We start from the raw sequence: 4,105 nt of genomic DNA, 5'->3' as shown, positions 1-4,105 counted from the left end.
CTACTATATGGACCAATGATGGATTTTAAAAACACCATTATGCTATTGTCCTTTTTTAAAAAACGTTTTGCATTTAGTCTGATTCTTATCATTACTGTGATTGTGTATCTCATCGTCATGACTTATGGAATAGTTAGTAGATAGGAGAAATGGTATGAATAAAATTGATCAACAATTTATCATTTATATAAGGGGAATATTACTAATTGGTTTTTCCCTCCTTATGTTTAAACTCATATTAACAGGTAAAATCATTCAATTTATTGCGCCTAAAATGATGCCTTTTATATTGTTTTCTTCTGGTACCTTTTTTTTGTTGGGAATTATACAAATTTGGCGAAGTAGTGTAAATAAGGATTCATCTTGTGAATGCGGTCATGATCATACGGAAAAAGGAAAAATTCGAACAACGTTTATTTACTCTTTATTTCTATTACCTATTATGACGGGCTTTTTATTTTCAAATCATACACTTGACAGCTCAGTTGCAGTAAAAAGAGGAGTGAAGTTTTCAGCTAATCTCCCTGGCGAGCAACCAGCTCAACAAGGAAGCAATAAAGTTAAATCTACTAATTTCATAGTAGAAGAATACACGAATAAGGTATTAGCTGGTGATTCAGAAGAAGTACCAAAAAACGTTCCCTTAGAGCATCAAAGTAATATTTCTCCGCCTAAAATCCCACCTAAAGGATTTTATAAATCACTTGAAAAAAAGCTACTAAAACAAAAGAGCATTAATGTAAATAATACAGATTATATTCCTGTGATGAGTATCATTGAAAATAATGTAGATCAGTTTATAGGCAAAAAAATTGAGGTCGATGGATTTGTATACCGTGAAAATGGATTTAAAGATAATCAATTTGTGGTAGCTCGTTTTGGCATATCATGTTGTGTGGCAGATGCATCCGTTTATGGAATGCTATCAACTATAGAGAATGCCTCTACATTTAAGACAGACAATTGGGTTCATATAAAAGGAATAGTTAAAAAAGCTACGTACAATCAAGAGGACGTTCCATATATTCAAATTCAACAGATTGAGTCCATACATCAACCTGATAACCCCTACGTATATGAACTTTATCAAGATGAACAGCTGATAGGTCCTGGTGAATAGAAAGCATTCTATAATAAATTTACTGTTGAAGATAAGCTATACACCATTAAAACAGTTATATACTCAGATTATAGTGTTAAAGTACTGCAAAATTTTTGATTAGAACCAAAAGTAAAAAATTGTTAAATTATTTTTCACCATTCTTTCATTTTTCTATGGTAAAGTACAAATGTAAAAAGAAATGTTAATGTAAATATTAAAGGATATTTTTAAATAATATGGTCTTTAGGGTTTTGATTAAGCTCACTTTCCTAGAGACTGCTAGTTGTTTATGTTATAAAGATATTTTTTTATTACGGCTATTGTATATATTTATTTTTTTTTTGAGATTGTCCCCTTTATATAAATAGTGTAATATCACTGTTTGTAAGTGATATTACTTTCTATTTAAAGGGGCTTTTTCTATGTTTAAAAACAAACAGAAAATTCGAATATAAAGCAACATGATTATTTCTTAGTTGGAGTGAGTATAATGAGTTCATCTCTTTTACAAATGAACACCATATTTATTAGTATCCTAATTGAAGCTCTACCTTTTATATTATTAGGTGTAATTATTTCTGGTATTATTCAAATTTTTGTAACAGACGAAATGATGGCAAAAGCTATTCCTAAAAATAAATTTGGGGCAATTGTTCTAGCAAGTGTAATTGGAGCTTTATTTCCAGCTTGTGAATGTGGAATTGTCCCTATTACAAGGCGTTTAATGGCAAAAGGTGTTCCCTTATATGCTGCTATTCCGTTCATGTTAACAGGGCCTATTATTAATCCTGTTGTCTTATTTGCGACATTTGTGGCTTTCGGTAACGATTGGAAAATCATGATTGAACGTGGTGTTGTTGCCTTTCTTGTATCTTTAATAGTAGGTTTAATTTTAGCCTTTCAATTTAAAACACCACAAGTTAAAAATGAAATACATGTACACACTGCTTCTAAGAAGATGAGTGAAAAAATAGGAGATGCTCTTAAACATACTATTGATGAATTCTTTTCTGTTGGGAAATTTGTCATTATCGGTGGGTTAATCGCGGCCGCCATGCAAACTTATGTGAAGACCTCTACCCTCATGGCTCTCGGCCACGGAGCAGTATCTTCAAATGTAGTTATGATGGGTTTATCTTATATTTTATCCTTATGTTCTTCAGCTGATGCCTTTATTGCTTCATCATTTCGAAGCACATTTAACGATAGTGCAATTATAGCCTTTCTAGTATTTGGCCCTATGTTTGATATAAAAAATACATTAATGATGTTGAGTCAATTTAAGACAAAATTTGTTTTTTCACTATTTGCATACGTGTTTATTCTGGTACTAGTCCTATCTCTATTAATCGTTCATTAAAAAGGAGGGACATTTATGTTTAGAGTTTTAATTTTATTAGGCTTTACTATGATATTTATGCATCTTCATGCAACTGGAGATATTTCAAAATACATTAACATGAAATATTCATGGATTTCATTCGGCACCATTTTCTTACTATGGTTCCTAACCATTGCAGAGTTAGTGTTTTATATGACAGGAACGGATGAAAAGGATCATCACCATAATCATGATGATGACTGTAGCTGTGGCCATAGTCACGAATCATCAAACAAGTGGAAAAGACGGGCTTGGTACCCTCTTTATTTCTTACCTGTATTAACTGTCTTCTTTTTGCCTGTAGCTACACTTGATTCAAATATTGTTGAAGCGAAAGGATTTCATTTTCCTATTTATGATAAAAAAGATCCTTACTCCTCACATCAGTTTCTACAACCAGATACGAGTTCTTTTTATGGAGAAGATGCATACGATAAAATGATTCATAAAGATTTAAAAAAGTTTTCAAAAGGAAAAACCATTAATTTAGAAGATGAAGAGTTTTTAAATGCGATGGAAACCATTTATCGATATCCTGGTGAGTTTACTGGAAAACAAATTAAGTTTAAGGGATTTATGTACCACACCAAAGAATTAAAAGACAATCAGTACTTTTTATTTCGTTTTGGGATTATTCATTGTATAGCTGATTCAGGCGTGTTTGGGATGTTAGTTCAATTTCCGGATGATGTATCATTTAAAAATGATGATTGGGTAACGGTAACTGGTGAAGTAAGTACGATGTATTATCAACCATTTAAAAAGACAATTCCCATTGTAAAAATAACAAAAGTAAAGCGTGAAGAAAAACCAGATGACCCTTATGTATATCGTAATAATCAATAAATAAGAATAGAAAACGCAGATTAACAAACGTTAACCTGCGTTTTTAGATTGTTGTTTAGTCAAACCTTTAATAACTAGCTCTGCTTCTTTCTTCTTAAACTTAAAATTAATGAAACAATGCCTAATACTAAGGCAACAATGGAAAGAGTAGTAGGAAGTGCATCATTTGAATCATTGTTAGTTTCCTCACTAGTTGCAGTAGTTTCGTTAGTAGCTGATGTATGAGAATCTCCCTCTGCTCCGTTTCCTTTTACTACCGTTGTGATAGATGCAGGTGTATCGGCATCAGCTGGTCCTTCCCATGCTACTGTTGATCCATCTTTATATGTTTGATAAGCCTTCCAAACAATCTTCTTGGCATTATCGCCTACTTTTCCTTGCATATTAAACTCCCCAAACTCTGTAGGTGACAAACCTGCATCAGTAGCCGTCCATGTCACACTTGTAATCAAACCTGCAGAGTCTTTTTGAAGCTCATATTTCCATCCTTCTTTAGGCTCGAATCGAGATATTTCTACGTCTTTTGGAATCTCAATTTTCACTTTTGTAGTTGGAATATCTTTTTCATTTGGAACGCGTACAGTAAATTTTTCATAAGAGCCTTGTGTTGCTTCTTGAGGGTATACGACGACATGAGCGCTCGCCGTTCCCGCAAATGCAATCGTTGAAAGAACTAATGTGGATAAAAGAGCTGTTACGTGTTTTTTCATTTCTTTTCCTTCTTTCTAAAATCATTATTTAACATCATAAACAACGATGTCTTTATAGATTACAAC

At 32.5% G+C, this 4,105-nt stretch carries 4 protein-coding genes; 3 read left to right on the top strand and 1 reads right to left on the bottom strand.

Annotated features, from left to right (window positions below):
• Positions 1-154 precede the first annotated feature (154 nt).
• The 3 genes from AC1DRF_RS18150 (at position 155) to AC1DRF_RS18140 (ending at position 3,329) form a co-directional block, all read left to right on the top strand.
• Positions 155-1,120, top strand: coding sequence for a TIGR03943 family putative permease subunit (locus AC1DRF_RS18150; RefSeq protein WP_477741330.1), 966 nt, complete (start codon positions 155-157; stop codon positions 1,118-1,120).
• A 472-nt stretch (positions 1,121-1,592) separates the two neighbouring features.
• The gene (locus AC1DRF_RS18145) at positions 1,593-2,462 is read left to right on the top strand and encodes a permease (protein WP_230184764.1); all 870 of its coding nucleotides are present in this window, start codon (positions 1,593-1,595) and stop codon (positions 2,460-2,462) included.
• Between the two features lie 15 nt (positions 2,463-2,477).
• On the top strand, positions 2,478-3,329 hold the full coding sequence (locus AC1DRF_RS18140) for a TIGR03943 family putative permease subunit (RefSeq protein ID WP_071275532.1): 852 nt from the start codon (positions 2,478-2,480) through the stop codon (positions 3,327-3,329).
• Positions 3,330-3,403: 74 nt separating this feature from the next.
• On the opposite strand, the gene AC1DRF_RS18135 is transcribed toward AC1DRF_RS18140, so the two are convergent.
• Positions 3,404-4,039, bottom strand: a complete 636-nt coding sequence (locus tag AC1DRF_RS18135; protein WP_427076330.1) for a YcnI family copper-binding membrane protein — start codon at positions 4,037-4,039, stop codon at positions 3,404-3,406.
• Positions 4,040-4,105: the final 66 nt, after the last annotated feature.

It is taken from the genome of Priestia sp. P5_B4 (genome assembly GCF_056400385.1).
This window is presented reverse-complemented; position numbering and strand designations above follow the sequence as displayed.